General features: G+C 45.9%; 1 protein-coding gene and 1 rRNA gene. One reads left to right on the top strand and one right to left on the bottom strand.

Annotated features, from left to right (window positions below; translation table 11 throughout):
* Positions 1-78 (bottom strand): 16S ribosomal RNA (locus tag J2I46_RS32710); the annotation flags it as partial.
* A 4-nt stretch (positions 79-82) separates the two neighbouring features.
* Here J2I46_RS32710 and J2I46_RS32705 point away from each other — a divergent pair.
* Positions 83-277, top strand: a complete 195-nt coding sequence (locus J2I46_RS32705; RefSeq protein ID WP_207333319.1) for a hypothetical protein — start codon at positions 83-85, stop codon at positions 275-277.
* Positions 278-466: the final 189 nt, after the last annotated feature.

Below are 466 nucleotides of genomic sequence, written 5' to 3'. Positions count from 1 at the left end.
TATTGCTACCCGTCCGACTTGCATGTATTAGGCCTGCCGCTAGCGTTCATCCTGAGCCAGGATCAAACTCTCCATCGTAAATATGTGTGCTACCGAAGTAGCGTGTCTTTTGTTGATGCAGACTGATAAGCCTTTTCCGAAGAAACGACTGAATCAACCTGATCAAGACTTGTTAATTGTATTGCTGACAGTTGGTCAAAGAACGAAGCGATCAGCCGTTGCCGATCGTGGTGCCAAATACCCTGGCTGGTTACTCAATTTGAAAGCCGATGCTTAACTTACGGTGTGGCTCTCATTTTGTTTCCCTCATTTGGGACTGCAAAGGTACGCGGTTTATTTCGTTTGTCAAGCATTTGGCGAAAATTATTTTTAATTAATTTTTGTACTCTGCCGGGATGCTGACCCTGTGCCGTCTTCAGTAAAAGCGGCGGTGTTGCTGTTGCTCAACCGCCGTTGTTCCTGATTG

It is taken from the genome of Fibrella forsythiae (assembly GCF_017353175.1).
Classification (GTDB): Bacteria; Bacteroidota; Bacteroidia; order Cytophagales; family Spirosomataceae; genus Fibrella; species Fibrella forsythiae.
This window is presented reverse-complemented; position numbering and strand designations above follow the sequence as displayed.

Bases quoted from the DNA above. Each gene is read 5' to 3' on its own strand.
- J2I46_RS32705 (WP_207333319.1), top strand. From the start codon at position 83: ATGTGTGCTACCGAAGTAGCGTGTCTTTTGTTGATGCAGACTGATAAG.